Annotated in this window: 23 protein-coding genes; 18 read left to right on the plus strand and 5 right to left on the minus strand. The window is 66.1% G+C overall.

Annotation, left to right across the window (positions count from 1 at the left end):
• Window positions 1–26 precede the first annotated feature (26 nt).
• From BLR99_RS00630 to BLR99_RS00685, 12 genes are all read left to right on the plus strand, one after another.
• Entirely contained in the window at window positions 27–842 is an 816-nt protein-coding gene (locus BLR99_RS00630; RefSeq protein WP_228193954.1) for a general secretion pathway protein GspK, read from the plus strand.
• Window positions 843–848: 6 nt separating this feature from the next.
• On the plus strand, window positions 849–2,162 hold the full coding sequence (locus BLR99_RS00635) for a PilN domain-containing protein (RefSeq protein ID WP_074686543.1): 1,314 nt from the start codon (window positions 849–851) through the stop codon (window positions 2,160–2,162).
• Entirely contained in the window at window positions 2,159–2,719 is a 561-nt protein-coding gene (gspM, locus tag BLR99_RS00640) for a type II secretion system protein GspM (RefSeq protein ID WP_074686546.1), read from the plus strand. Before BLR99_RS00635 ends, gspM begins: the two co-directional genes overlap by 4 nt.
• Window positions 2,716–3,327: a hypothetical protein gene (locus BLR99_RS00645; RefSeq protein ID WP_011797166.1), complete on the plus strand. Its 612-nt coding sequence runs from the start codon at window positions 2,716–2,718 to the stop codon at window positions 3,325–3,327. The genes gspM and BLR99_RS00645 overlap by 4 nt, the downstream gene beginning before the upstream one ends.
• Before the next feature lie 80 nt (window positions 3,328–3,407).
• Entirely contained in the window at window positions 3,408–5,879 is a 2,472-nt protein-coding gene (gene gspD, locus BLR99_RS00650; RefSeq protein ID WP_353615165.1) for a type II secretion system secretin GspD, read from the plus strand.
• A 24-nt stretch (window positions 5,880–5,903) separates the two neighbouring features.
• Window positions 5,904–6,323 (plus strand): hypothetical protein, encoded by a 420-nt coding sequence (locus BLR99_RS00655; protein WP_074686550.1) that lies wholly within the window; start codon window positions 5,904–5,906, stop codon window positions 6,321–6,323.
• Window positions 6,324–6,863: 540 nt separating this feature from the next.
• Window positions 6,864–8,465: a cell surface protein gene (locus tag BLR99_RS00660; protein ID WP_074686552.1), complete on the plus strand. Its 1,602-nt coding sequence runs from the start codon at window positions 6,864–6,866 to the stop codon at window positions 8,463–8,465.
• A gap of 96 nt (window positions 8,466–8,561) precedes the next feature.
• Window positions 8,562–9,461 carry a peptidylprolyl isomerase gene (locus BLR99_RS00665; protein WP_011797162.1) on the plus strand — a complete coding sequence of 300 codons (900 nt, stop codon included), beginning with the start codon at window positions 8,562–8,564 and terminating at the stop codon, window positions 9,459–9,461.
• Between the two features lie 92 nt (window positions 9,462–9,553).
• On the plus strand, window positions 9,554–10,354 hold the full coding sequence (locus BLR99_RS00670) for an ABC transporter permease (RefSeq protein ID WP_041828224.1): 801 nt from the start codon (window positions 9,554–9,556) through the stop codon (window positions 10,352–10,354).
• The gene (locus tag BLR99_RS00675) at window positions 10,351–11,640 is read left to right on the plus strand and encodes an ABC transporter ATP-binding protein (protein ID WP_011797160.1); all 1,290 of its coding nucleotides are present in this window, start codon (window positions 10,351–10,353) and stop codon (window positions 11,638–11,640) included. The genes BLR99_RS00670 and BLR99_RS00675 overlap by 4 nt, the downstream gene beginning before the upstream one ends.
• Before the next feature lie 58 nt (window positions 11,641–11,698).
• Window positions 11,699–12,598: a hypothetical protein gene (locus tag BLR99_RS00680; protein ID WP_233427194.1), complete on the plus strand. Its 900-nt coding sequence runs from the start codon at window positions 11,699–11,701 to the stop codon at window positions 12,596–12,598.
• On the plus strand, window positions 12,595–13,452 hold the full coding sequence (locus BLR99_RS00685; RefSeq protein ID WP_074686554.1) for a class I SAM-dependent methyltransferase: 858 nt from the start codon (window positions 12,595–12,597) through the stop codon (window positions 13,450–13,452). Before BLR99_RS00680 ends, BLR99_RS00685 begins: the two co-directional genes overlap by 4 nt.
• A gap of 71 nt (window positions 13,453–13,523) precedes the next feature.
• Here the strand turns inward: BLR99_RS00685 and BLR99_RS00690 are convergent, their stop codons facing one another.
• A complete protein-coding gene (locus tag BLR99_RS00690; protein WP_074686556.1) occupies window positions 13,524–17,387 on the minus strand; it encodes a methyltransferase domain-containing protein in 3,864 nt (1,287 codons plus the stop codon).
• Window positions 17,388–17,559: 172 nt separating this feature from the next.
• Between BLR99_RS00690 and BLR99_RS00695 the strand changes: the two genes are divergently transcribed.
• From BLR99_RS00695 to slmA, 6 genes are all read left to right on the plus strand, one after another.
• Complete coding sequence (locus tag BLR99_RS00695) at window positions 17,560–18,273, plus strand: glycosyltransferase family protein (RefSeq protein WP_074686558.1); 714 nt, start codon at window positions 17,560–17,562, stop codon at window positions 18,271–18,273.
• On the plus strand, window positions 18,270–19,373 hold the full coding sequence (locus BLR99_RS00700; protein ID WP_074686560.1) for a glycosyltransferase family 4 protein: 1,104 nt from the start codon (window positions 18,270–18,272) through the stop codon (window positions 19,371–19,373). Before BLR99_RS00695 ends, BLR99_RS00700 begins: the two co-directional genes overlap by 4 nt.
• Before the next feature lie 112 nt (window positions 19,374–19,485).
• Complete coding sequence (gene argB, locus BLR99_RS00705) at window positions 19,486–20,376, plus strand: acetylglutamate kinase (protein WP_011797154.1); 891 nt, start codon at window positions 19,486–19,488, stop codon at window positions 20,374–20,376.
• 28 nt (window positions 20,377–20,404) lie between these two features.
• Complete coding sequence (locus BLR99_RS00710; protein ID WP_017437886.1) at window positions 20,405–21,124, plus strand: response regulator; 720 nt, start codon at window positions 20,405–20,407, stop codon at window positions 21,122–21,124.
• 47 nt (window positions 21,125–21,171) lie between these two features.
• Window positions 21,172–22,587: a sensor histidine kinase gene (locus tag BLR99_RS00715; RefSeq protein WP_074686562.1), complete on the plus strand. Its 1,416-nt coding sequence runs from the start codon at window positions 21,172–21,174 to the stop codon at window positions 22,585–22,587.
• A gap of 72 nt (window positions 22,588–22,659) precedes the next feature.
• Window positions 22,660–23,334, plus strand: coding sequence for a nucleoid occlusion factor SlmA (gene slmA, locus BLR99_RS00720; protein WP_011797151.1), 675 nt, complete (start codon window positions 22,660–22,662; stop codon window positions 23,332–23,334).
• Window positions 23,335–23,797: 463 nt separating this feature from the next.
• Here slmA and BLR99_RS00725 read toward each other — a convergent pair whose 3' ends face one another.
• The 4 genes from BLR99_RS00725 to BLR99_RS00745 are packed head-to-tail and all read right to left on the minus strand — an operon-like array spanning window position 23,798 to window position 25,914.
• Window positions 23,798–24,217, minus strand: a complete 420-nt coding sequence (locus tag BLR99_RS00725) for a Mor transcription activator family protein (protein WP_074686564.1) — start codon at window positions 24,215–24,217, stop codon at window positions 23,798–23,800.
• 4 nt (window positions 24,218–24,221) lie between these two features.
• A complete protein-coding gene (locus tag BLR99_RS22355; RefSeq protein ID WP_139160116.1) occupies window positions 24,222–25,166 on the minus strand; it encodes a hypothetical protein in 945 nt (314 codons plus the stop codon).
• Window positions 25,167–25,457 carry a hypothetical protein gene (locus BLR99_RS00740; protein WP_139160117.1) on the minus strand — a complete coding sequence of 97 codons (291 nt, stop codon included), beginning with the start codon at window positions 25,455–25,457 and terminating at the stop codon, window positions 25,167–25,169.
• A complete protein-coding gene (locus tag BLR99_RS00745) occupies window positions 25,450–25,914 on the minus strand; it encodes a regulatory protein GemA (protein WP_074686572.1) in 465 nt (154 codons plus the stop codon). The genes BLR99_RS00740 and BLR99_RS00745 overlap by 8 nt, the downstream gene beginning before the upstream one ends.

Consider the following 25,914-nt stretch of genomic DNA (forward strand, 5'->3'; position numbering starts at 1 on the left):
ACCGTGCCGGCCGCTCGTCGCGTGGCATGGCACTCATCGCGGTGCTCTGGATCGTGGCGTCGCTCAGCATCATCGTTACCGGAGTGACGCGGACCATCCGCGAAGAGGCTCGCATGATGGCGCTGGCCCGGCAGAACGTGCAGGCGCAGGCCCTGGGCGATGCAGCCATCCAGTTGGCCCTGCAGGCCATCGTCGCCAACAACACGCCCATCAATCGCATGCTGCAGTCGGAAATCCGCTACGGAGGCGTCGCCATGCAGGTGCGGGCCATGCCGCTGAACGGCCTCATCGACATCAACAGCGCGCCGGTTCCGCTGCTGGCCAAGGTATATGCGATCGCGGGCGGCGTACCTGCCGGGCAGGCGGACGCGTTGGCGCAGGCCACCGTGCAGGTCCGCGAGCAGCGCGGTCCGGCGGGGCTGCAGGAGCGCTTCGAATCCGAGGAAGACCTGCTCAAGGTCCCAGGGATCGACTATGGCCTCTATGCTAGACTTTTTCCCCTCGTCACTGCCGACTTGCGGGGTAGGGGGCTGGTGAATCCCCTGGCCGCGCCCGTTGAGGTCCTGACGGTACTGGCCAGCGGGAATGCGGCCGCAGCCAGGGTCATCGCCGACAAGCGCGACGCGGGTGAACCGGGGGTGGATACGAGTGCGCTCGACAGCGCTTTCCTCGATAGCTCCTCGGTTCGGCGGATCCGCATGGAGGCCCGGGTTCCCATGCCGGACGGCACTTGGCTGCGCGTATCGCGCAGCGTCGATCTGACCGCACGCGCCCGTGATGGAGCTCCGTGGTATTCCTTCCGCACCGGGTCCAGCGTGGAGCCGGTGGTCCGCAATCCCTGAAAAGCGATGCCCTCTTTCTCTTCTGAAGCCCGTTTTCTGGGAGTCGATCTGCGCGTGCTGTGGCGCGACATCCGCCAGCCCTGGTCGCACATGCACGACTGGCCCGTTTTCGCATGGCTTGCACCTGCGGCCCCGGTGCGCGTCATCCATCCCGACGGGCGGCAGTCCGTCTGGCTGGGCCAAGGCCGCCGGGAGGACCACGAGGGTGCCGCCAAACCTCCCTTCACCGCGGTGGAACTGCCGGAGGATCTGGTGCTGCGCCGTTCGCTGGCGCTACCGCCGATGACGGCCATCGACGTGGCCCACGCATCCGCCCTGGAGGCACGCTCCGTCAGCCCGTTCCCGGCGGGCGATCTGGCCTGGGGCCATCGCGCCCAATGGCTGCCCGGCGGAAACGTGCGAGTGGATCTGGTGCTCGTCTCGCGCAGGCAGATCGCGCAATACCTGGCGGACCGCGCCGACATCCTGGCAGGCGCGGAGCCGGAGGTCTGGGTGCGTGCCGGCGATGGCGATCCCATCGTGCTGGATGGCTACGGCGAAGGATTGCGCAAGGCCCATGCGCTGCGGTGGCGACGCACGGGTTTCGCGCTGCTGGGCACGATCGGATTGCTGCTGCTGGCCATCGCCATCACGCCGACCCTGCAATTGAGAGAGCGCGCGCTGGAAGCAGCCCGTTCTTATGCTGAAGTCGCGCAACGCGTGGAGCCGGTGGTCCGGCAGCGGGAATCGCTCATGCAGTCGGCGGAGAAACTCACCCAGCTGTCCGAACTGGTCTCCAGCCGCATCGAGCCCCTGAAAGTGCTCGATCGATTGACCCAACTGCTGCCGGACGATACCTATCTCCAGAGTTTCCGGCTCCAGGGCGCCAAGGTCACCATCGTCGGCATGACGGCGAACGCCTCCACCCTCATGCAACTGCTGGGCAACGAGGCCGGATTCAAGGAGGTCCGTGCTCCGTCCGCAGCGACCCGGATGGGCAACACGGGCAAAGAGTCCTTCGCCATCGAATTCATGCTGGATCCGAAGGTGTTCGGCGCACCTGTCAGCGCGTCTGCCAAGTCCACCGCACCTGCCGCCACGGCCTCCGTGCCGGCTTCCGCGGCGCCCGCAGCTCCCGCGTCCGCCCCTGGCGCAGCCGCTTCCGCGACCAGTGCCCCGGCCGCTTCTGCACCCGCCGCCCCTCCACCCGCAGGAACGTCTCCTCCTTCCCGGGCCAGCTTTGGCGGCACGGCGACCTTCGGCGGAACCGCTCCCCGGTCGGCGGCGCCTGTCCGGAGTGCTTCTTCCCCTTCCGCCGCAGCAACGCGCGACAAACCATGAAACGCATGCCTTCCCGAGAGCGGTTGATACTTGCCGCCACCCTGCTGCTGGTCCTCCTGCCCCTGGTCTTGATCGGCTGGTACGTCGCCCAGCGCCACATGGATGCACAGGAACGGCTGGATGCGCTGGAACCCCGCCATGCCCGCCTGCTGGGACTCGAAGCCCAGAAGTCTGAAATCGCCGCCGCCCTCCAGAGTGCCGGCGAAGCGCGTGCGCAATATATCTACCCTGCAGACCAGGACGCGAGCCTGACCGGCAACGCGGCCCAGCAGAAGGTGCGGGACATCTTCGGTGCGGCAGGGCTCCAGGTGAGCAGCAGCCAGGTGCTCCCTGCCAAGGAGAACAAGGGGTTCGATCGCATTCCCGTGAACGTGCGGGCCGAAGGAGACATGCTTGCCGTTCAGAGTGCCCTGGCGGTGCTCAACAGCCAGTTGCCGCTGGTTCTCATCGACGACCTCGAAATCCAGGTGAACGTCGGGTTCGGCAACGTGGATCCGAAGAGCGCGCCGCGGTTGTCCGTCGCGTTCGGCCTGAGCGTGCTGAGGGAGCGGTCATGAAGCGCTACTCCCTGCACCTGCTGCTTTGCGTGAATGCCGCACTGGCGCTGGTGCTTCTATGGATGTGGGTCTCTCCGGACGGCACCCTGCGCAACGTCCGCTGGCAGTCTCCCGAACCTCGCAGGTCGGACGTCGGCGGCCTGATGCCCGTGCTGCCCACGGTCGGCACGGCCGATACCCGCGCGTTCGTCGCCATGCTGGATAGGCCGCTGTTTTCGGTGTCGCGCCGTCCCCCGCCGCCGCCGCCGCCGCCTTCGGCCAGCGAACCTCCCCCGGACAATCTCTCTTCGGCACGCCTGTCGGGTGTGTACTCGGGCGGCGGGGAAGGCGGCGTCATCATCCAGGTGGCCGGGAAGCAGCACCGGCTGCGCATGAACGACAACATCGACGGCTGGGTGCTGAAATCCATCCAGGATCGCGTGGTGTCCTTCAGCCGTGGAGGAGAGACGCGCACGCTGCTTCTGCCCAGGGCCGCCGTGACGGTGTATTCCGGCGCGCCGCTCCCTTCCCCTGGCTCCAACGTCGGCCAGCCGCCGGTGGCTCCGCCTTCAGCGGGCGCGGCCAACTCGCCGCGCCGCGCGGTCTTCGGCGGAAGCCGGGCCCGTTGAATTCCAGCGCAGGTGCGCTTTCCCATCTTCCGGGTACGTAAGTCATGATTTTTTATCGATACGCTCTGACCTCCATCGCTATGGCCGTCTGCCAGTTGGCTGCGGCACAGACCGCCGCGCCCGGTGGTGCACCCTCCACCAACGTCGTTACCGAATCGGGAAGTGCTCCAGCGGCCGTCGGATCGGGGGCTGCCACCGACGGCACGGCAGCAGGCAAGGCCGGTGGCGGCGCCGCAGCAGGCGACGACCAGGGCGGTCAGCCCCGTATCCTGCGCGGCACCGACAAGGTGCTGGCCGATCCCAAGCCCGTCCCGGCCTTGACCGGTGCGCCCATGACCTTCAGCTTCGAGGAGGCTCCCGTGGCGGAGGTCGTCCGCACGGTGCTGGGAGATATCGCCAAGGCGAATTACGTGCTGCATCCCCCGCTGAACGGCACGGTCACGCTGGCCACCCGCAATCCCATTCCTCCGGACCAGGCCATGTTCCTGCTGGAGAGCGCGCTGCAGGCCAATGGCCTGGGGATGATCCGGGATGCACGGGGCACCTACCATGTCGGTCGCCCGGACGCCCTGCGCGCCATCGGCGGCACGCTGCGCCAGTTCCGCAGCGGCGAGCCCCTGCCTCCCGGCAACGGGGCCGTCATCATTCCGCTGCAGTACATCGGCGCGGCCGAGATGGCCTCCATCCTGCGGCCCATGGTGACGCCCGATGCGATCGTCCGCGTGGACAACCTGCGCAACGTTCTGGTGATGTCGGGAACGCGCACCCAGGCGGAAGCCTGGATGGATCTGGTCAACACCTTCGACGTGGATCTGCTCAAGGGCATGTCCGTAGGCGTGTTCCCGCTCAAGTACGCCTCCGTGAAGGAGGTCGAGGCTGCGCTGCGCGTGGTGAGCGGTGGCGGCGGCAGCGCGCCCGGGGCCGTTCCGGGCACGCCGGCGGGTGCTGCCGCGGCAGCGGCTGCGGGTGCGAACCAGGCCAATGCCGCTCCCGTGACGCTCGGAGAGGGCAATCCGCTGTTCGGCGCGCTGCGCATCATGCCGATCGAGCGCATCAACAGCATCCTCGTGGTCACGCCCCGCGCCGCCTATCTGGACGAGGCTCGCCGCTGGATCGAAAAGCTCGACCAGCCCAGCGACAACGGCGCGGAGCCGCAACTGTTCATCTACCACGTGCAGAACGGCAACGCGAAACACTTGGCCGGCGTGCTGAGCGGCATCTTCGGCGGCCAAGCCGGAGGCAGTGTCGCGAACAGCGGGGTGGCGCCCGGCCTCGGTGGGACGTCGTCCAACTCGTACGGCTCCTCTGGCTTCGGCAACTCGTCCTTCAACAACGGCTTCGGCTCGTCAGGGTTCGGCAACTCGCCATTTGGTGGCGGCTTCGGCAGCAGCGGAGGTTTCGGCAGCAGCGGAGGTTTCGGCAGCAGTGGTGGCTTCGGCAGCAGCGGAGGTTTCGGTGGGGGCTTCAGCAGCGGCAGCGGCTTCGGTTCGTTCCAGGGTAACCGCGGCAACCAGAACCAGGCGGGCACTCAGCAGGGAGCGGTCAGCGCCAACCTCGGTGGGGTCCGGCTGATGGCCGATGAGCTCAACAATTCGGTGCTGGTCTGGGGGACGAAGGCCAACTACATGAAGATCGAGGCCACCCTGAAGCGGCTCGACCTGCCCCCGACGCAGGTGCTGATCGAGGCATCGATCGTGGAAGTCACCCTGGACGACACGCTCCAATACGGCTTGCAATGGGCATTCAACAATGCTGGGCCCTCGAATCTCAACGGGGCGGGCCAGTTGCTGACCAACGGTCCCAGCGATAAAACGCCTATCGGCAGTTCCATACCGACGCCGACGAGCTCCGGCTTCTCGTACGCTCTGTCCAATTCTCTGGGCAGTGTCCGTGTCGTGCTCAATGCCCTGGCCACCAAGCGGCTGCTCAAGGTGATCTCGAGCCCCTCCCTGATGGTGCTGGACAACCACACGGCCATGATGAGCGTGGGTAACCAGCAGCCGGTAAAGACGGGCTCGTTGATCACCTCCGTCAGTGGTGGAAACTCCGTAGCCGACACGATCCAGTACCGCGATACAGGGGTGAGTCTGGCCGTCACGCCTTCCGTGAACGCTGGCAACCTGGTGACCATGCAGATCGACCAGGCCGTGACGGATGCCGTGGCGGACAATTCGGGAAGCATTTCCCTGCAGCCTGTGTTCCAGCAGCGCCAGATCACCAGCAAGGTGGCCGTGCGCTCGGGTGAAGCCATCGTGCTCGGCGGCCTGATCCGCGACACCAGCAATTCGTCCAAATCCGGTGTCCCGCTGCTGCAGGACATTCCCCTGGTTGGCAGCCTCTTCAGCAACAACGGCAAGACGGGCAATCGCACGGAACTGCTGGTGGTGATCACGCCCAAAGTGGTGCGGACCGACATCGACATCCGAGAGGTCAGCGATGAACTCCGCGACCGCCTGAAGGGGTTGCAGATCATCGAGCTGAAGGAGAACGGACGCACCCCTGCTGCGCCGTCGGGTACGTCGACAACGATCCAGCCATTGCCTCCGCAGTGATGGATTCACTTATCATTTTTCCCTATGAACTTTAAAACTCTCATTCTCAAGTCGGGTTCGGCAAGCTTGGTCGCGGGTGCGATGCTCTTGGCGGGGTGCGCTGCCCTGGCGCCTGCCACCCCCGAGCAGGCGGTGAAGGAGCGGGCTGAAGCGTATTGGAAGGCCCGCATGGCAGGGCAGTACGAGAAGACCTATGTGCTGACGCCTCCTTCTTACAGGGCGGCCGTCACCAAGGAGCAGTTCGCGCGGCAGTTCGGCAATGCTGCCTCGGTCACCGCGGCCGAGGTCACGAATGTGGAGTGCCAGCCGGAGAAGTGCGTCGCGAAGATCAAGCTCACCGCCAAGCCGATGATCATCGGCGTCAAACTCAACAGCATCGATACCTATCTTGACGAAACCTGGGTGCAGGAGGATGGGCAATGGTGGCGGTTCCAGGATCTTTGATGCGTCCGAATGCCTTTAGGCATGCCTCCAGATGCCGACCTGTCAACTGAGCATCCAGCCAACGGCGCCCGGTCGCGCATGCGCCGGGCGTTGCTGCATTCCGAAGGGCGCATTGCACGGATGACGAGGCTGCCGCAGGCCTGTGTGCGCCTGGGTGCGGAGCTGACTGTGCTGGCCGCGCTCCCAGCGAAATGTGTGTGAACTTGGGTTTTTTTGCTTGGGAATGCAGGGTTCTTTTGGTATTGTTCGCCCCCAAGGTTTGTAGAGGTCGGAGAGGCAGGCTCGTTGAGCATCCTCCGGGACGCTTCGCGCAGGTTCTCCAGCGTCTGCAGGCCCTGCCCCAAAGAATGGTCGGGCTCACCCCCGCCGTGCTCGGGTGGGCCTCGTGCGGGGCCTTTCCAGACACTGTTGCATTTCATCAACAGGCGAAGGATTGGCAGAGGTTCCGCAGTACAGGCCGTGAATGCGCTGTGCTACTATTCTTTGGCGTAATCAATCGTGGTAGTTGCGCTTACCAACTTTTTAACTGGAGTTCTCGATATGAAGAAAAATGTTCTGGCCCTGAGCATTGCTGCCATGATTGGTGGCCTGGGCTTCGCCGGCGCCGCATCCGCTGATGTGGTCGTCGGCGCTGCTCCGCTGACGGCAACGAACGCTACGTCCCTGTCGTTCGCCGAAGGCGGCGTGGGCCATGCACTGCTGGTGCCTTACTTCAACGCGCAAAACGGCAACATGACCGTTCTGCACGTGGTGAACACCGACACCTCCCGCGGCAAGGCCGTGAAGGTCCGTTTCCGTGGCGCCCTGAACTCCGACGACATTCTGGACTTCCAGGTCTTCATGTCGCCTGGCGACGTGTGGACGGCCGCCGTGACGGCTGGTTCCGACGGCGTGGCCCAGCTGCAGACGGCTGACGGCACCTGCACGCTGCCCGCTCTGGCGAAGAACGTGCCCCAGCGTTTCGTGACCGACCGCCTGAACCAAGGCCTCGCCACCGCTGACCTGGCCAACCAGACCCGTGAAGGCTACGTTGAAATCTTCAACATGGCCGACATTCCGGCCACGCTGGCCGGCTCGAACACGACGAACCCCCTGTACACGGCCATCAAGCACGTGAACGGCGTGGCTCCCTGCACGTCTTCCGCGCTGAACGCAACGCTGCAGAACTTCACGACGCCTGCCGCCGTGGCTGCTGCTGGTTTCGACACGCCTACCACGGGCCTGGTCGGTGACTGGTACATCATCAACGTGGCGCAAACCACGACGTTCGCTGGCGCTGCTACGGCCATCCGTGCTGAAAACGGCGGCGCACCCGCTGTCGGTAACTTCGTGCACTTCCCGCAAATGGCTTCGAACGCAGCTACGCCGGACAACTTCACGGCTGACCCGCTGTTCCGTGCCACGAACGTGTTCAACGCCGCTGGTGTGGCTGTGACGTCTCCGAAGATCGCTGCTGCGAACTACGACCTGCCCGACATGTCCACGCCTTACACCGCCAACGGTGGCGCGGCTGTGTCGCCGCTGGTGCAAGCCACGAATCTGACGAACGCCCTGGCTGTGACCTCCATCACCAACCAGTACGCTACGGATGCTTCCATCTCGGCCAAGACCGACTGGCTGTTCTCCATGCCCACCCGCCGCTACAACGTGGCCGCGAACTACGCTGCGGCTAACCAAAGCCCTGCCGACACGTCCAACGTTCGTCTGTTCACTGATCTGAACGGCAGCGGCGGCGTGGCCGATGAGCGTTTCAACCCCACCAACACTTCGCTGCAAGCTGTGGGCGGCGCGATCTGCGTGAACTCCACCGGCCAAGCGTTCTTCGACCGCGAAGAGCAAACGCAAACCGCCGGCGCCGTGTTCTCGCCTGGTTCCGTGACGCAGACCCGTTTCTGCGGCGAAACCAGCGTGCTGAGCTTCGCTTCCGGTTCCGTGCTGGGTGCTTCGGTTGCATCCCAACAGCTGACGACCGGTGCCTACACCAACGGCTGGAGCCGCGTGGATGTGCCGAACAACGGCCTTGGTCTGCCGATCCTGGGCGCTTCGTTCATCAAGCTGGCCAACCCGCTGGCATCGGCTGGCACGTCCGGTACCTACGGTATCACGTGGCCCCACCGCTTCACGCGTTTTGTTGCGCAGTAATTCACTGCTGCTACGGCACTTTTCACAGCAATGTGATCCAAAAAAGGCGGGGGTCTCCCCCGCCTTTTTTTATTTTTACTGATGGTTGACTCATACATGAAACGTTCCGCTTTCCGCCTCTGCGCCGGTGCCATGCTCTCCGCATTGATGTTGTCTGCCCATGCCCAGGAAACCGTGCTGATCCAGGGGCCGCACATCGCGATCGACAGCAGCGATATGCGGGCCGATGCACTGCGCATGCCTCCGGAAATGCGCGATACGGTGCTGTCCCGTCCACAGACAGTGACCCAGATCGCGTCCAACCTGTATGCACGTCGCGCCATGGCGCAGCGCGCCGAAGCTGCTGGACTGGAGAAGGATCCAGAGGTCGCGGCTGCATTGCGTGTAGCGCGCGACAAGGTGCTGTCCGATGCCTACCTGGCCAAGGTGGACAAGGACAACATGCTTTCGGACTCGGCTGCCGAAGGTCTGGCCCGCAATATCTACAAGGCCAAGCCGGAACGCTTCAAGGTACCTGAGCAGGTGCAGGTGCGGCACATCCTGATTGCAGGCAAGGGGGCGGATTCCCGTGCGCAGATCGAGAAGATCGAGCAGGAACTCAAGGGCGGCGCGGACTTCGCGCAACTGGCCAAGGAGCGTTCCGCGGACAAGGGCAGTGCCGCGAAGGGCGGTGATCTGGGCTTCTTTGAGGCTGGAAAGATGGTTCCCGAATTTGACAAGGCGGCATTCGCCTTGACCAAGCCAGGAGAGTTGAGCGGCATCGTGGAGAGCAAGTTCGGCTATCACATCCTGCAACTCGAAGGCCGCCATGCCCCGAGAACGCGCAGCTTCGATGAGGTGCGCAGCGAACTGATGCAGGAAGTCCGTGCGAACGTGCAGCAGGAAGCGCGCGTTGCCGACGCGCAGGCAATGCAGAAGGAAGCAAAAATCAACAAGGAAGCCATCGAAGCTTTTGCAGCTGGCTACAACCCGCAGCCGGTGAAGACGGCCCCGTAACGCGTAAGCTCTGCGTTTGTGTTCGGGGCACAGGCCATTCGGGGTCTGTGCCGTTGCCTGGCGGGCAGCGCCCGCCGCTGATGGTTTTCTTCATGCAGACTTTGCGGAACGAGTGGCGCGCCATCTGGAGCGCCCGCTCTCTGGTATGGGTGTTGACCCTGCGCGAGGTGGCGGCACGCCATGCGGGCACCGCCGTCGGAATCCTGTGGCCTTACTTGCAGCCTCTGCTGACCGTCGCGGCCTACTATCTCGTTTTCGACGTGGTGTTCTCCATGCGACTGGGCAGCGGAGCGCCCACGCATGCCGTGGGCACCTTCCTGGTCGTGGGCGCATTGCCATGGATGGCGTTCTGCGATGCCGTGTCCCGGGGCATGAACAGCCTGATCGAGGCGGGCGGAATGCTGCAGAAGAACCCCTTGCCGCCCGTGCTCTTCACGACACGGGCCGTGCTGGCCAGCGGCGTCATCTTCGGACCCCTGCTGGTGCTGGTCGCGCTGGTCTATACCCCGCTGCACGGCGTGCGGCCGGCCCTTCTGGCAATGGTTCCTCTGCTGGCGCTGCAGCTGCTTCTCTGCCTGCTCATCGGGTACCTGCTCGCGATTCTCGCGGCGGCGTTGCGCGATACGGTGCAGATCGTGGGCTTTCTTCTGTCCGTGGGGATCTACCTCACACCGATTCTTTTCCCGCTGTCCATGTTTCCGGAGAACTGGCGCTGGGTGCTGTGGCTCAATCCCATGACGGCCCTGGTCATCGGGTACCAGCAGGTACTGCTGCTGGGAGACTGGCCTCCGGCGGGTGTCTGGCTGGCGGGCGCTGCATGGCTCGTGGTGGTGGCCATGGCTTTGAATGTGGTTGTCCGGCGCAGCCGCGACCAACTGGTGGATTGGCTATGAGCCCGCTGCAGACATCGTCCGAGACAGTGCTGCAGGTGAAGAATCTGGGCAAGGAGTACCGCATCTATGCGTCTCCCCGCCAGCGCCTCAAGTCGCTCATCACCGGCCGTTCCCACCACCGCAGCCACTGGGCGCTGAAGGATGTGTCCTTCGAATTGCGGCGTGGCCAGTGTATCGGCGTGATTGGTGACAATGGTGCCGGCAAGAGTTCGCTGCTGAAACTGCTGGCCGGAACGCTTCAGCCATCGACCGGTTCGATCGAGCGCGTAGGGCGGGTGACGGCCATTCTGGAGCTCGGTGCCGGCTTCCATCCAGACTTCAGCGGACGGGACAATCTGTACTTCGGCGGCAGCCTGATAGGCATCGACCGGGAGACGATGCAGCGGCTGGAGCCCGAAATCATCGAGTTCAGTGAGCTTGGCCATGCGCTGGACCGGCCCGTGAAGACCTACTCCTCGGGCATGGCAGTGCGCCTCGCGTTTGCGCTGGTCACGGCAGTGCAGCCTGACGTGCTCATCATCGACGAGGCACTGGCGGTGGGAGACCAGCATTTCCAGAAGAAATGCGTGGATCGCATCATGGCCTTCCGCGATGCAGGCTGCACCATCCTGTTCTGCTCCCACAGTCCCTATCACATACGGCATCTGTGCGACGTGGCCTTGTGGCTGAAGGATGGCTGCGTGGAGCAGTTCGGGCCGACGGAGCCCGTGCTGGCCGCCTACGATCTGCACACCCGGCTGCGTGACGGCCAGCCCCAGGAGATGCTCCCACAGGGGGCGGAGCCTGCCCCGTCTCTGGCGCCGCCCGGCGAATCAATGCCCTCCGTTGCCGGAGAGGGCCATGCGCGGCGGGAACGCGCCGCTGGCGGAGACTCCGGCAGTGCCTGTATCGTTTCCGTGGATGTCAAGGATCTCGCCGAGCCGCAGGGCGAGCGGCCCGGTACGTTGCGGAGCAGCGACCTGGTGGTGTCCATTGTGGTGCGTGGGCGCGGGGACGAGCGTCCGAACATCGGCTTCATGATCGAGCAGTCCCGAGGCGTGGGCATCACCTCGCTGGGCACCCATGAAGAGGGCGCGGAGCCGGTCCGGCTGGAGGACGGCTCCTGGCGGTCGGTCCTGACCTTCCCCGAGTTGCCGCTCCATACGGGCGACTACGTCATCAGTGTCTATCTCTTCGACGAGACGGGACTGGTGGTGTATGACGAATGGTTCCAGTTCCTGCATTTCCATTTTTCTTTTCCAAAGCCCATGCCGGGCCTTGTCCGTCTGCCGCACCGCTGGGAATGAGTTGGTGACTACACGTTGGGCCCGCGCCTGGTCGCGGTGGAAAAGGGAAAGCCGGGATGTGCTGGAGGTGGTGCTGCTGCCGGGGCTCGCGGCCGTGCTGCCGTGGCCCGTGTGCTTTCGCCTGTTTCGCCGCATGGCCCGATGGCGGTGGCTTTACCGTGGCGCCTGCGAGGCAGCGTTCGCGCAGGCCAGCTCACGGGGATGGGTACGCGTTCCTGCCGACGATTGGCTGGCGGAGCGCAGGCTGGTGACCTTGCTGGACCATGCGGACCATTACCTTTTCCGCACGCGCTCACCGGCCTGGATGCGGCGCCATGTGGAGGTGGACGGTGCATGGTCAGGGGCTGGAAAGGCGGGACTGCTGCTTACCTTCCACTGGGGCGCCGGGATGTGGGCGCTGTGCCATGCATCCGCGGAGGGCATGCAGGGCAATATGGTGCTGGCCGCTCCTGGCGGGCGCGATTTCATTGGCCGATGGGTGTTCGGCCGGTACGTGCGCGCGCGCATGCGCTCGGTCGAGATGGCGTTGAACCGCCCGGTGGTCTTCGTGCCTGGCGGCATGGAAGGCGTCCGGCAGGCGCTTGGGCGCGAAGAACAGGTGGTGGTGGTGATCGACGTGCCGGAAGACCAGGTCAACGTCACGCGGACCACGATCATCCTGGGTCAACCCGTCAGCGTGCCGGCCGTCCTGCCGCAGATGGCGGTGGATCGCTTGCTGCCGACGACTGTTTTCTACATGGGCGTCGATTTGCAGTCGGGACGCAGGAAGCTCAGGATCGTACCGCTCGGTACGTGCAGTGATCCTCAGGAGCTGACCGACCGGGTTTTCGGGCACTTCGACGAACTGCTCAGGCAACGGCCTGCCGCGTGGCATTTGTGGACGGAAGCGCCGCGCTTTTTTCGCGCGCGTGCCGATGGCGGGAGCAACCCGATGGAGGAAAAGGCGGTGAATCCATGAACTGGATGACTCGATGGAAGGAGCGTCTCTGGGGGCTGGCCCCGTGGGATGGCGAACGGATCACGGACGAATGGTTCCGCGCGCATTTCGGTTACGCGGCGGATGTCGTTCACGACTGGGTTGGAGGTGTTCTGGATCTGCCCAAGTCCAGACTGCTGAATTTCGGTTGCGGCGATGGCATCACGGATCTCGCGCTGGTCCTGAGGCACGGTGCCACGAACATCCATGGGGTGGACATCCGCCAGGAGTACCGGAAACTGCCGCGCATCGCGCGAGAGCAACTGGGCATGTCGCGTATCCCTGCGGCGCTCACATTCGAAACCATCCAGCCCGGTGCGCCGCTGGCGGGCCGGCAGGCCCCCGTGGACGGGATCATGAGCTGGTCCACCTTCGAGCACGTGGACCGCGGCCAACTGCTGCCCATCCTGAAGGACCTGCACGCCTGCCTGCGTCCCGGGGGATTTTTCTTCATCCAGATCGAACCGCTGTTCTATTCGCCGTATGGATCGCACCTGCGCCGCTACGACGAGGTGCCATGGCACCATCTGCTGGTGAGCGAAGAAGAATTGTGGGAGATCGTGCGAACGCACGAGGGACCGATCGACGCCGCCGAAACCGACTTCGGTTTTGCGGATTTCGGTCCGGAGGGCTACAAGCGCTTCGTCTTCAATGAGTACCGGGCCTTGAACCGTCTCACGGCGGACGAACTGGTCGGCCTGACGGCGGAGGCCGGTTTCCACGTGGTCCGGCAGGAACGCCGGAGCCTGCAGATGGAGATCCCCGAGGAGCTGCGCGGCAAGTATCCGCCGGAATGGCTGCTCAATAACGAGATCTTCCTGTTGCTGGGGCGCTGAGGCCTGCCGGCTCGTGGCAGCGGATGGCGGCAGGCCGGGCGGGCTTGGCTCGCCTCGGCCTGCCGTTCAGTTCATGCCTGCAGCCAGTTCTTCACGCGGCGCTGCCAATGGACCGGGATGCGCCGCGCCACGCCGCGCAGGACCGGCAGCGAGCGGAGGTACACCACTGCCGAGAGCAGGCCCGATTTCGCGGCCGCCGTGGTGGTTTCCTGGGGCTGGAGGCGCTGCAGTTCCTCCAGGGAAAGCGGTTGCGACGGCACCACGGGCGTGACGCCCGACAGGTAATCGGTGTCATAACGGAAATCTGCCGGCGCGGCCTGGCCTTCCATGCCGTCGGGCAGGGGCACCGGCTGCGGCAATGCAGGTGCTTCGCCGGTCGCGAAGTGCATGCTGCGGATCTCGTCGAACCAGGCCAGCCATTGGGGCGCCGTGGCATCCCAGGGGCGCACCCAGCTCCAGGGGCGGCCGACGACACGCTCCTGGAATGCGCCGATGTCCGGAACGGCCACGGGCAGTCCCGCGAGGAGTGCGGCGCTGAGCGTGTAGCTGTAGGTCTCTGGCCACTGGGCCGGGAACCACACGATGTCCGGTTGCAGCCACTCCAGCAGTTGTGGCAGGTCTTTTTCGGCGTATTCGCCGTGCACGGTGAGGTGCGCGCGGGGCTGGGTCTGCAGGCTGCGATAGCCGTAACCGATGAGATGCAAATCCACGGGCGCATTGCGGCGCGCGGCTTCGATGGCGACGGCCTCCAGGAGGTCCGCACCCTTGATGGCGCTGAGCGCGCCGATGACCGCCACCTTCAGCCTGCGGCCTTCCGGCAGCGGGCGGGGCGCTGGCACCGGCAGCGCGGAGGCTTCCGGCATGTCGGTGTGCGGCACGGCGAGTACCCGCGCATGGGGCGCGAACGCCGCGATGCGGCGGGCCGTATCCTGGCTCGGGGCGAGCACGTAGCGTGCGCCATCCAGCAGGCGGGCATTGGCCTGGCGCCATTGGGCCACCGTGCCACCGGTCGGCGCTTGCATGTCGGCGGGGCAGCACTGGCACTGGCCCGGCCCGGTCTCCCCGGCATACCGGTGGCCGGTACCGGTCATGGAGATGTGGGTGCAATAGCTGTAGTAGTCGTGTGCGGTGAAGTCGTAGGCCACGCCCAGCAGATGGGGTAGATTGCGCACTTCCTGGCCATGGCCCAGCAGATGGTGGAAGTGCACATGGCTCACGCCCAGGCGGCGCAGCACGTCGATCAGTGCGTCGTATTGGTCGTTCAGCCGGAACGCCAGTTCGAACCCTTCCTCTTCGCTCGCCATGCGCAACTTGACGCTGTGGCCGTGCGCCGGCGTCAGCGTGAGGAACTGCGCCTGTCCGCCCAGGTGGGATGCCAGTTCCCGGACATGGCGCACCGTACCGCCCGCGCGGTCGTGCAGCACGGCCAGCACCAGCGGTTGGCCGGCCTCCGTGATGCGTGCCGCGTCGAGCGCCAGCCGGTAGGGCGCCGCAGGATCGGTGCGCACGAAGGCATGCACGTCGCGGTCGTAGTTCGGGTGCAGGCGACGCAGGATCTCCATGGCGGCCAGTTCGCGGGGGCTCTTGCTGTCGCCGAAGCTCACGCCGCCGGTATGCAGCACGAAGGTGTCCAGCAGGTGCAGGTTGCGCCAGCCGGCAGCCTGGGCGCGCTGGCAGAAGTCGTTCTCTTCACCGTAGCCCTTGCCGAAGTGTTCGGTGTCGAAGAGGCCGACCTGCTGCAGGCAGTCCCGCCGGATATACATGCAGAACCCCACGCCCGTCGGCACATCGACCACGGCGCCAGGATTCGTCCTGGCGCACAGGGCGTCCAGGCGCGCCGTGTCATAGCCCGGGGGAAGGTCGTTGTCCTTGCAGAAGCGCGGGTAGCTGCAGATCGTCGCGTTGTTGGAGAACGGCGTGACGGAGGCGACCTTAGCGTCGCCGTAGGCGGCCTGGCGGATGCGGTCGAGCCAGTCGTTGGCGACTTCCGTGTCGCTGTTGAGCAGCAGCACGTCGTTGCTGCCACTCAGCGCCATGCCCCGGTTGACCGTACCGACGAAACCGAGGTTTTCCTCGTTCTCGAGCAGCAGGATGCGATCGTCCCCTGCTGCCCGTTCACGCAGCCAGGCCGTGACTTCGGGCTCGGGACTGCAGTCGTTGATGACGACGAGGCGATAGGGCGTGCGGCAGCTGCTGGCCAGTACCGATTCCACGCACAGCCGGGTGTCGGCCAATCCGCGGTAGACGGGCACGATGACGTCGACGGGGTGGGCGGGGGGCGTGACGGGAACGGGAATGTGGCGGACCGGCTCCACGGCGCGCGGCGCGCGGCCCAGGATTCTGTCGAGGCGCATCTTGGCGTGGACGATGGGGCGCGTGGCGCGGAACACGGTGGAGTTTTCGATGGAGTGCAGGTGGCTGGAGAGCGAATTGAAGTCACGGCGCATGCAGCCCAGTTCATGCTGCAGCCGCGTGATGTCGCGCAGGGACTGGGAGACCTGCTGCTGCAGTTCGTTGCGTTGCTGCAGTACTTTGGTGTGTACCTGCTGGAGGGCGCTGCGCTCCGATTCCAGCGTCTGGTTCCAGCCTTCCATCGCCTGGCGTTCCTCCGCCCAGGCATTGCGCGCAACCTCCAACTCGGTGTTCATCCTGACCTGCGTGGCATGGTGCTCGTCCTTCAGTTGGACGATCTGGTCCTGCAATGGTCGAACAGCGCCCGAAAGCGCCAGATAGTCGGCCGACATGGGCCAGCCCAGCTCCACTTCCAGGCAGGCATTGCCGGGAAGGGCGCGCGCGGCGGCCAGCGCTTCCGGTGGAACCGGCAACTGCATCCACGGGTCGTCCCCGGTGAGCAGCACCAGACTGGCTGCCGCGGCGGCAGGAAGGGTCTGGAGGTTCCAGGCCATCTGTTGCTGCGGCTGTTGCTCCATCACGGTGCGCGAGGAGGTGTCGGCTTGCCATGTCCATGCGGGGCTGCCGTCCGGCGCGCGCAGCGTGATCCCGTGCAAATGCAGGAAGCCGGGCCGGTCTGCAGGGTCTAGGCGCAACTGGGTGATGGGCTCGGCGGAGGCCGGGAGATCGAAGCGCAGGGTCTGGCGGTGCTCGCCGATCGTTCCACGGGCAGTGAGTTTCTGATCTTCAGCGAATCCTTGCCGGGTGCCCCAGTAGAGCTGGGCGGTGAAAAGCGCCCGGGCGGGCTCCGCGCCATGGCCTGCGCCCGCCCCGTCGTTGGCCACCGCTTCGGCTGCCGGTTGGGCCCTGGCGATGAACTGGTAGGCCATGGCGTCCGGCGTGGCGAGCAAGTGCCGGGCCACTGCGGGCGGGAGCTTGTCGAAGGCGGCGTCGAATTCGGATTCCGGGATCTCCCGGTGGATGGTGTCGATGTCTTCCAGGGCCCAGGCCTGTTCGCCCAGGAACCGGGCCAGGGAGCGCCGGGTGAAGAAGCGCAGGTGGGTGCGGTCCAGCAGGCCTTCTTCCCGGTAACGGAACTCCCCCTGCAGCAACTCGGCCACGAGCCCGCAATAGCCGGCATTCGGGACCGAAATCAGCACGCGTCCCGCAGGGGCCAGCAGGTGGCGACATTGCTGCAGCACGTGCTCGGGGCGGCGCAGGTGTTCCAGGACGTCGGCGCAGACGATATAGTCATAGTGCTGGCCGGTAAAAACGGTAACGAGATCGCATGTTTCGAGATCATCGACCACGACTCGGCGGTAGTGCGGACGTGCATGGCCGGCTTCGGCCTCGCTCCAGGTCACGCCGTCGCTGACGGCATTGCGGGTTTGCGCGAGGTACTGGCCCAATGCGCCGCTGCCGCACCCCAGGTCCAGCACCGTTGCGCCGGGGTGTACCTGCTCTGCCAGCACCGAGAGGGACGTGCGCTCATCGGGGCGGATGCTGCGGAGATAGACGTGCAAATCCTCGATTGTTTGAGTCATCCAGGGATTATGACGGCCCGCTGATGGGCTGCCTGGGACGTGGCGTGAGCGGTCTCCTACAGAGGTGTCGGCCTCGGGAGACGACAATACGCGCTTCATGACAACATCATCCCAACCTGGCGGCCTGGCTGTATCGGTCGTCAGCCACGGCCACGGCCCCCTTTTGCATGCCATGCTGCACGGCATGGCCCGCTGGTGCGCCGGGAGCGTGACACGGGTCGTGTTGACTCTCAACATACCTGAGCCGGCTCCGCCGCTGCCGCCGGGGCAGATGGATTGGCCGTTCACGCTGGACATCCGCAGCAATGCCCGGCCTCAGGGGTTCGGCGCCAATCACAACGCGGCATTGGACGGGGCCACCGAGGCGTTCGTGGGTGTGCTCAATCCGGACATCGCATTTCTGAGGACTGACCCGTTCGAGCGGTTGCTCCGCTCGGCATCGGAGCAGGGTGTCGGCTGCGCCTATCCCGAGCAGGTGGACGGCAGCGGCAAGGTCCAGGACTCCGAACGGGAGCTGCCGACGCCCGGTGCCCTCTGGCGCCGGCGCATTCTCCACCGGCCGGATCGCCGCGCGGACTGGGTGAACGCGGCTTTCCTGGTGTTTCCCGCCGCTGCCTGGAAGGCGGTAGGGGGGTTCGACGAGCGCTATTTCATGTATTGCGAGGACGTGGATCTCTGCCTGCGCCTGCGCCTGATGGGCTGGAAGCTGGCCAGGGTGCCGGTGCGCGTGGGCCATGTCGGCCAGCGCGCCAGCCGGCACCGGCTGGCCCATCTGGGCTGGCATGTCCGGAGCCTGTTGAGGCTATGGACGTCACCTGTGTATCACCGGGCGCGACCTTTGTTGCGGGCGGATACCGCTCAAGCGCGTAGGATCGGCGCCCCATGATCTGGTTGTCTCTGGTCAGTTTCCTGGCAACGGCCCTCGCTGCTGCATGCATCGTCCGTTGGGGGCGAGGCCATGCCGCGAACTACGGCGATGCCATGCCGCAGCGTTTCCACCTGGGGGATGTGCCCCGCCTGGGCGGGGCGGCGTTGCTGGCCGGCATGGTCCTCAGCTGGGCGCTGGGCGCGCTCCAGTCGATCCTGTGGGGCGATCCGGGATCCTTGCGGCTGGGCATCTGGGTCGGCTGGTGGATGGCCTGCCTGCTGCCGGCGGCCATCGGCGGCATGGCGGAGGACATGACGCAGCGCCTGCCCGTCCGCTACAGGCTGCTGCTCACGGCGATGTCCGGCGGGATCGCGCTGATGGTGCTCAACATGAACGTGCCCCGGCTGGGGCTGCCCTGGCTGGACGCGCATCTGGTGGAGATGCCCTGGCTGGGCATGTGCATCGTGGTCCTGGCAGTCGCGGGCCTGCCGCACGCCTTCAACATCATCGACGGCTACAACGGGCTGGCCGGCATGGTGGCGCTCATCGTCTGCCTTGCGCTGGCGCATGTGAGCCTGCAGGTGGGCGACCGTGCCCTGGCTTCCCTGCTGATCTGCACCGCGGCGGCCACCGTCGGCTTCCTCGTCTGGAATTATCCGCGGGGCATGCTGTTCGCGGGCGACAGCGGCGCCTACATATGGGGGGTGATGATCGCGCTCAGCAGCATCGCGCTGGTCCAGCGCAACCGCGACGTGTCCCCCTGGTTTCCCATGCTGCTGCTGATGTACCCCGTGTGGGAGACGGTGTTTTCCAGCTACCGCAAGCTCGCGCGGGGCGTTTCGCCGGGAGTGGCCGATGCCCTTCATTTCCACCAGCTCATCTACCGGCGCATCGTGCGCGGGGTGTTCCACGACGACGAGTCGCGGCGGGTGCTCATGCGCAACAACCGCACGTCCCCCTATCTCTGGGGCTTCACGATGCTCACCGTGGTGCCGGCCGTGCTGTTCTGGAGCAATACGCCGGTGCTGATGGTGTTCTGCGGCCTGTTCGGCCTGACCTACGTGACGGCCTACCTGGCCATCGTGCGGTTCAAGGTGCCCATCTGGCTGAGGCACTGAAGCGGCCTGCGCCGGGGCGTGGCCTCCCGGCGCGCCGCAAGGCGCGGCAGAGCGGGCACAATGCGCACTTCTCCACTGACTGCCGCCCTGTTTTTTCCACGTCGAGCGTTCCATGACCGATCTGCAATCCATCGCCCCCCGGGACAAGGCCGAGATCCTGGCTCAGGCTCTGCCCTACATCCGCAAGTTCCACGGCAAGACCATCGTCATCAAGTACGGCGGCAATGCCATGACCGATCCGGCGCTGCAGGCCGATTTCGCGGAAGACGTGGTCCTGCTCAAGCTGGTCGGCATGAACCCGGTGGTGGTGCATGGCGGAGGCCCCCAGATCGAGACCGCGCTCAAGCGGCTGGGCAAGCAGGGACACTTCATCCAGGGCATGCGGGTGACCGATGCCGAGACGATGGAGGTGGTCGAATGGGTGCTGGCCGGCGAGGTGCAGCAGGACATCGTGGGCCTGATCAACCAGGCCGGCGGCAAGGCCGTGGGCCTGACGGGCCGTGACGGGGGGCTGATCCGTGCACGCAAGCTCAAGATGGTGGACAAGGACGATCCGAGCAAGGAGCATGACATCGGCCAGGTGGGCGACATCGTGTCCATCGACCCCAGCGTGGTCAAGGCCCTTCAGGACGATGCCTTCATCCCGGTGATCAGCCCGCTCGGTTTCGGCGAGGAAAACGAGAGCTACAACATCAACGCCGACGTGGTCGCCAGCAAGCTGGCCACGGTGCTCAAGGCGGAGAAGCTCATGATGCTCACCAACATTCCGGGCGTGCTCAACAAGTCCGGCGCGCTCATCCCGGAACTGACCGCGCGCGAGATCGACGAACTCGTGGTGGACGGCACGATTTCCGGAGGCATGCTGCCCAAGATCGCTGGCGCCATCGATGCGGCCAAGAGCGGCGTCAATGCAGTGCATATCGTGGACGGCCGCGTGCCCCACGCGATGCTGCTGGAGATCCTGACCGAGCAGGCCTACGGCACGATGATCCGCAGCCATTGAGCGCGGCGGCGGGCCTGCTGTTCCTTCCATGCGCCTGCTGCTCGTCGAAGACGACGTGATGCTGGCCAGCGGCATCAAGCTGGGCCTCACCGACGCGGGCTACGCGGTGGACTGGGTCGGCAGTGGGGAGCGGGCGGAAGAGGTGCTGCGCGGCGAGACGTTCGATGCCGCCATCATCGATATCGGACTGCCGGGCATGGACGGCCTGGAGCTGACGCGCCGCCTGCGCGAGCCGGAGATGGCCAGTCCATCCATGCCGGTGCTCATCCTCACGGCGCGCGATGCCCTGCACGATCGGGTCCAGGGGCTGGACCTCGGGGCGGACGATTACATGGTCAAGCCCTATGAGCTGCCCGAACTGCTCGCACGCCTTCGCGCGTTGCTGCGCCGCTCGCATGCCGCGACCACCGCGGTGCTGAGCTTCGGGCCGCTGGAACTGGATACGGCAGGGCGGCACGCGAGCCTGCGTGTCCCGGCCACCGGCGATGCGCCGGCGCTGCGCCAGCCCATCGAACTCGGCCCGAGGGAGTGGACGGTGCTGGAGTACCTGCTGATCCACGCGCCCAAGCCGGCCAGCAAGGAAAAGCTGGTCCAGGCGCTGACCGGCTGGGACAAGGAGATCACGCCCAATGCCGTGGAGGTGTATGTGTCCCGCCTGCGTGGCAAGCTGGAGCCCGGTGGCGTGGCCCTGCGCTCCATCCGCGGCTTCGGCTACCGGCTGGAGTTGCTGGCGCCTGCGCAGGGCTGACGGCCACGCCTGGCGCGGCCCCGCCCCCATGGAGGAGGTCTGGTGCGATGACATCGGTGCTGCGCAACCGTCTGCTGTTCTTTCTCGTGCTGCCGCTGTGCGTTCTCGCATTGGCAGGGGCCTGGCTGGACTACCGCTCCGCGGACGAGGCCGCCAGCCGGCACGACCAGCGCCTCGTGCGGCTGCTGCCGGCGCTCGCCGATTCGGTGGCCGCACCGTCCCGGCGCGAGGGGGAACCCCCCGTACTCCTGCTGGCGCCACCCGTCGAGGAGTTCCTGCGGCAGAACGCCGGCTATGCGGGCTACAGCGTGCAGGATCTTTCGGGCCGCATCCTGCTCGGCGACCACTGGGTGTACAGCGCGGTGCCGCTCACGCATGAGCCGGAGCTCCACAGCGTGGAGCATGACAGTGTCATCTATCGCGTCGCCGTGCAGCGCACCCGTACCGGGGCGGGTGAACTGGTGGTCGCGCTGGCCGACGGGTCGGATCGCCGCCAGCAGTGGGGACAGCAGATGCTGCTGCGGGTGTTGCTGCCCAATCTCGTGCTGGTCGCGGCGGCAGGGTTGGCGATCCATTGGGCGGTGCGCCAGGCTTTCAAGCCTCTGGTGGATCTGGCCGAGGCCGTCGAGCACCGTTCGCCGCGCGACCTGAGCCCCATACCGGAAGAGGCTTCGCCCGCCGAAGTACGCCCGCTGGTGCGCTCGCTCAACCGGCTCTTCGTTCTGGTCAATGCGCAGACCGAGGGGCAGCGCCGTTTCGTCGCGGATGCGGCCCATCAGCTGCGAACGCCGCTGGCGGGCCTGCAGGCCCAGGTGGAGGCGTGGGCGCTGGCCGCCCGGGCCGCGGACCATGGCCGGGCCGGGGATGGACTGGTGCAGGGAGGCATTGTCCTGGGCGTGCAGGACATCGAGGCGCTACGCAAAGCGGCGCGCCGCACCTCCAAGCTCGCGCACCAGTTGCTGGCCCTGTCCCGTGCCGATGCGGGCAGCGTGGATGCCCAGCCCAAGCACCGCGTGGATCTCAAGGCGCTTTGCGAGAGCCTGCTGGAGGATTTCCTGGACGCAGCCACCGCCCGCGGGCTGGATCTGGGGCTGGAGGTGGAGCCGGCCGGAGTGCCCGGCCACGGATGGCTGTTGCGAGAGCTGCTTTCCAACCTCGTGGACAACGCCATCCGGTACACGCCGGAGGGAGGCAGTGTCACCTTGCGATGCGGGATGCGGTCCGGTGGCAGCGAAGCGTGCTGCGCGATCCTGGAAGTGGAGGACGACGGCCCCGGCATCGCCGAATCGGAGCGCAACAAGGTGCTGCAGCGGTTCTACCGGGTTCCGGGCGCTGCGGGGGAGGGGACCGGCCTGGGGCTGGCGATCGCCGACGAGATCGCGCGCGGGCACGGCGGGACGCTGCAGTTGCGCCCGGGACGCCTGGGCCGGGGGCTGCGTGCCAGCGTTTCCCTTCCGGCATAGGTGCGTGGAGCGCGAGCCGGCGGTCGTGCGGCAGAGGCGGTATGCGAGAATCAATTGCATACATTTGCGGCCATGGCTGAATCCTTTTCCCATCCCAACAACGACGGCGCGGAAGCCGGCGATGCGGCACCTGCGGCACCTGCCCGCCGGCGCCCCAAGCCGGGTGAGCGGCGGGTGCAGATCCTGCAGACTCTGGCGGCCATGCTGGAGCAGCCCGGCGGCGAGCGGATCACGACGGCTGCCCTGGCTGCGCGGCTGGAGGTGAGCGAGGCGGCCCTGTACCGGCACTTCGCCAGCAAGGCGCAGATGTTCGAAGGCCTCATCGAATTCATCGAGCAATCGGTCTTCGCGCTCGTCGCCCAGATCGTGGAGCGCGACATGCCGGATGCTCCCCATGCCACGGAAGGGACTCGCCGCGCCGCCCGCGTGGTGGCCATGGTCCTGCAGTTCGGCGAGCGCAATCCCGGCATGGTGCGCGTGATGGTGGGCGACGCGCTCGTCTTCGAACACGAGCGGCTGCAGCAGCGCATGGGCCAGTTCTTCGACCGGATCGAATCCACGCTGCGCCAGTGCCTGCGGGGGGCCGCCGAAGCGGCCGGCTCCGCCACCCCGACGGTCGATGCGCATGTGCGCGCGGCCGTGCTGTGCGACCTCCTGCGCGGCAGGCTGCAGCGCTATGCGCGCAGCGGGCTGCGCCGCCCGCCGACCGAGCACCTCGACGCCACGCTCGCATTGCTGCTGCACTGAGCGTCAGGCCCGCAGTCGCGGGTCTCGGATGGGGGGGTGACCGGTATGGCACTGCCCGGACCTGTGGATAAGTTGGTCGATCGCTAATGCTGGCGCGGATTTGCGGCCGATCGGGGCCTGCCGTGGCGTCACGATCGGATTGGCGCGGAATGGGCACGTCGTAGGGCCAAAACGGCCGAAATGGGCGATTTCCGGGGCCGGGTGGGCCTCGGGTGCCAGGAAGCGAGCCCGAGCCCTTGGCGCGCGTTTTCATTGGGAAAGCACGGAACGGATGGGCGTCAGCTCCGGCCTCCGGCTGTGCCATACCGGGGCGTTATGGTCGGACGCACATTGGTCGGACGGGAAAAACAGCGTCCGACCAAGGAAAAATGAAAAAAATCAAAGGCTTAGAGTACTTGTCCACAGAGCGCAGTGGACGTCCGACCATGTATGAGGTCGGACGCAAAAAGCCCCGCGCGACCTTTTAAAACAGCGTCCCCTGCTGCCGATCTCGCGGGGCCGTGACCCCGGCCGCAGCGACGATGCGCTCGATGTGACGCTCGGTCAGGTGGAACTCGGCCGCCAGCTCGCGGGCGGTCTTGTGGTGGGCGTAGGCGTGGGCGATGCGGGCGTCGCGCACGGCCAGCAGCGCCCGCTCTGCCTTGGGGAGCGCGAAGTGGTTGGAGGCTCCGTACTCGCGGGCCAGGATGAGCAGCTTGTCCAGCCCGATGAGCTGGGCGAAGGGATGCTCCTCCCTGCAGCGAGCTGGTGTGGGGATGAAGATGCGCAGCCCGCCATGGGCGCGCACCAGGGTGAGCGTGGCCTCCAAGCCGATCAGGCGCACGAAGTCCTGCAGCAGGGGCGGCAGCAGCTCGGTGTCGATGGCGGGGGCCAGGCGGTCCATGGGATCAGCGCTGCGCGGCTATAGCTGCGTCGATTGCCGCGTCGAGGTCCGCACCGTTGAGCACTACGTTGTCGGGCGTCTTGCCGGCGAACACGCCGCCCTTCTGAATGGTGTCCAGATCCCGTGAGCGCAGCCATTCGTAGCGCGCGGCGTGTTCCGCCAGAGCGGTGGAATGCTCGGTCGCCAAAACCTCATTCGTAAACTCTGTGGAAGAGTGCAGCGCGGCGATCATCGCGCCGAAGACCTCGGGCGTGATGTTGTGGTGCTCCCCCGTCTGCTCGTATCCGCTTTCCGCGGTCAGCGTATAGGTCAGGTGCGCCCGCCCCTCCAGCAGGGCAGGCGCTGCTGCGGCGGCGGACGCCTGTTGCAGCCGTTGCGACTCGCCCCCGGCGGCGATGACCGCCTCGGCGCACGCGACTGCCTCACGCATCGCCTCGGCTCGGTCTGCGACATCCACCACCTCGTACGCGCTGGGCGATCCCGGCATGCCAGACTGCGCGCAGCCACCGTGCATGCGCAGCGTGAGGCCGAGGCGCGCGGCTGCACGGAAAGCCCGACCGTCAGCATCCTCTGCGGGTGCCGCGGGTTCGGTTGGGGCGGGCTCGGCCGCCTGCGGCGCGGCGACCAGCTCATCGTGCGATGGACCGAGGAGCGTTTCCGGGCTCCCGCCGAAGTACCGCACCACCTGGCGCCAGGCGCCATCCAGAGATCGCCGGTGGACGTTGATCAACGGGCGATGCTTAACCTCGTCCTCCCAACGATGGATCGCCCAGGCCAATCCGTTCGTGGTGAGCGCGTCCAGGCTGCGCAGCTCCGCTGCGGCCGTCCGTGCCAGTTCCTCTATGGTGACGACATCGCCACCCTGGGCGATATGTTCCAGCCATTCGGCGCAACGCAGAGCTTCTGATTGGGGTGCCGTTGATGCAGCGGTGGGGTGAGTGTGGGCCATTTAAAAATTCCTTTCTTCGCGCCAGTCGCGCAGGCCATGCCAGGAAAAACGTCCGATGGAAGTGGAAGTGAACGAACGCCCGAAGGGCAGGAAGTCGCTGCGACTGCGCCAGCCAATGCCCGCGAGTGCACGCCAGCTCGCTCGCTCACGGCCGTGGATGTGGCGCAGCCAACGCAGGTAATCGACCAGGTCGGCGAGCGCGCGGAGAAACGCCAACGAAGGCAGGCCCACGGCCAGGCACCAGAACGTGATGCCGGTCCAGCGGAAAAAGATGTCGAGCACCTCAGACATGGGGGGCTCCCTGTGCGTGTTTGGCGCGGTCCAGCCAGGCCTTGAGCGCTTCGATCACCGTGGATGCCTGAGCGACCGGAAGGAACTTCAGATCGGCGACGCCCATGCCCGCAGTGCGCCCGACGAACGCCAGCAGCGCCGCGTCGCTGGCATCGCGCACGCCGCCGGCCTCGGCGAGCTTGCGCCAGAGCCATCGAATCTTCGCGGCCTGGTCGAAAGGCTTGAACGTGCTCTTGGGCTTGAAGCCGAGCGTCTCCATGTGCGCCAGCACCTTCCGGCGCGCGGCGTGGTCCAGGTCTTTCGAGCTGGTCTTGCCAGTGAGCTGCTTGAGGTGGTAGCGGTAGTCGTCGTCGGACCAATGCAGTGCCGACTTGCCCTGGTGGATCAGGCCCAGGTCGCGCTTGCGCTGGGCCTCCACGGCGGGCCGGTTCGTGTGGGATGCGAAGGTGCGTGCCAT

This window comes from Paracidovorax citrulli (genome assembly GCF_900100305.1).
GTDB classification, from domain to species: Bacteria; Pseudomonadota; Gammaproteobacteria; order Burkholderiales; family Burkholderiaceae_C; genus Paracidovorax; species Paracidovorax citrulli.

What these genes read in the sequence shown, in the direction of transcription:
- BLR99_RS00665 (WP_011797162.1), top strand. Translation starts at nt 8,562, where the DNA reads ATGAAACGTTCCGCTTTCCGCCTCTGCGCCGGTGCCATGCTCTCCGCA.
- BLR99_RS00700 (WP_074686560.1), top strand. Translation starts at nt 18,270, where the DNA reads ATGATCTGGTTGTCTCTGGTCAGTTTCCTGGCAACGGCCCTCGCTGCT.
- slmA (WP_011797151.1), top strand. Translation starts at nt 22,660, where the DNA reads ATGGCTGAATCCTTTTCCCATCCCAACAACGACGGCGCGGAAGCCGGC.
- BLR99_RS00740 (WP_139160117.1), bottom strand. Translation starts at nt 25,457, where the DNA reads ATGTCTGAGGTGCTCGACATCTTTTTCCGCTGGACCGGCATCACGTTC.
- BLR99_RS00655 (WP_074686550.1), top strand. Translation starts at nt 5,904, where the DNA reads ATGAACTTTAAAACTCTCATTCTCAAGTCGGGTTCGGCAAGCTTGGTC.
- BLR99_RS00645 (WP_011797166.1), top strand. Translation starts at nt 2,716, where the DNA reads ATGAAGCGCTACTCCCTGCACCTGCTGCTTTGCGTGAATGCCGCACTG.
- argB (WP_011797154.1), top strand. Translation starts at nt 19,486, where the DNA reads ATGACCGATCTGCAATCCATCGCCCCCCGGGACAAGGCCGAGATCCTG.
- gspD (WP_353615165.1), top strand. Translation starts at nt 3,408, where the DNA reads ATGGCCGTCTGCCAGTTGGCTGCGGCACAGACCGCCGCGCCCGGTGGT.
- BLR99_RS00695 (WP_074686558.1), top strand. Translation starts at nt 17,560, where the DNA reads ATGCTGCACGGCATGGCCCGCTGGTGCGCCGGGAGCGTGACACGGGTC.
- gspM (WP_074686546.1), top strand. Translation starts at nt 2,159, where the DNA reads ATGAAACGCATGCCTTCCCGAGAGCGGTTGATACTTGCCGCCACCCTG.
- BLR99_RS00635 (WP_074686543.1), top strand. Translation starts at nt 849, where the DNA reads ATGCCCTCTTTCTCTTCTGAAGCCCGTTTTCTGGGAGTCGATCTGCGC.
- BLR99_RS00710 (WP_017437886.1), top strand. Translation starts at nt 20,405, where the DNA reads ATGCGCCTGCTGCTCGTCGAAGACGACGTGATGCTGGCCAGCGGCATC.
- BLR99_RS00660 (WP_074686552.1), top strand. Translation starts at nt 6,864, where the DNA reads ATGAAGAAAAATGTTCTGGCCCTGAGCATTGCTGCCATGATTGGTGGC.
- BLR99_RS00685 (WP_074686554.1), top strand. Translation starts at nt 12,595, where the DNA reads ATGAACTGGATGACTCGATGGAAGGAGCGTCTCTGGGGGCTGGCCCCG.
- BLR99_RS00690 (WP_074686556.1), bottom strand. Translation starts at nt 17,387, where the DNA reads ATGACTCAAACAATCGAGGATTTGCACGTCTATCTCCGCAGCATCCGC.
- BLR99_RS00675 (WP_011797160.1), top strand. Translation starts at nt 10,351, where the DNA reads ATGAGCCCGCTGCAGACATCGTCCGAGACAGTGCTGCAGGTGAAGAAT.
- BLR99_RS00745 (WP_074686572.1), bottom strand. Translation starts at nt 25,914, where the DNA reads ATGGCACGCACCTTCGCATCCCACACGAACCGGCCCGCCGTGGAGGCC.
- BLR99_RS00670 (WP_041828224.1), top strand. Translation starts at nt 9,554, where the DNA reads ATGCAGACTTTGCGGAACGAGTGGCGCGCCATCTGGAGCGCCCGCTCT.
- BLR99_RS00715 (WP_074686562.1), top strand. Translation starts at nt 21,172, where the DNA reads ATGACATCGGTGCTGCGCAACCGTCTGCTGTTCTTTCTCGTGCTGCCG.
- BLR99_RS00725 (WP_074686564.1), bottom strand. Translation starts at nt 24,217, where the DNA reads ATGGACCGCCTGGCCCCCGCCATCGACACCGAGCTGCTGCCGCCCCTG.
- BLR99_RS00630 (WP_228193954.1), top strand. Translation starts at nt 27, where the DNA reads ATGGCACTCATCGCGGTGCTCTGGATCGTGGCGTCGCTCAGCATCATC.
- BLR99_RS22355 (WP_139160116.1), bottom strand. Translation starts at nt 25,166, where the DNA reads ATGGCCCACACTCACCCCACCGCTGCATCAACGGCACCCCAATCAGAA.